Annotated in this window: 1 protein-coding gene; it reads left to right on the top strand. The window is 54.0% G+C overall.

Annotation, left to right across the window (positions count from 1 at the left end; genetic code table 11):
* A partial coding sequence (locus R0J87_RS21520; protein ID WP_498888842.1) for an FtsW/RodA/SpoVE family cell cycle protein occupies nt 1-263 on the top strand: 263 nt, incomplete at both ends.

Below are 263 nucleotides of genomic sequence, written 5' to 3'. Positions count from 1 at the left end.
CTTTAACCTGCAGCCGGCGGAAGTGGCTAAACTTTCGCTCTTTGTGTTTCTGTCCGGGTATCTGGTGCGCCAGTATCATCAGGTCAGACAAAGTTTTTACGGCTTTATCAAACCGCTGGCCGTGCTGGCGCTGTTGGCTGTGTTGCTGCTGCAACAGCCGGATCTGGGCTCCTTTGTGGTGATGTTTGTCACCACTGTGGGCATGCTGTTTATAGCCGGCGCTAAGCTGTGGCAGTTCCTGGCCATGCTCTCGATGGCATTAC

The organism is Halomonas sp. SIMBA_159, from assembly GCF_046536035.1.
Classification (GTDB): domain Bacteria; phylum Pseudomonadota; class Gammaproteobacteria; order Pseudomonadales; family Halomonadaceae; genus Vreelandella; species Vreelandella venusta_A.
This window is presented reverse-complemented; position numbering and strand designations above follow the sequence as displayed.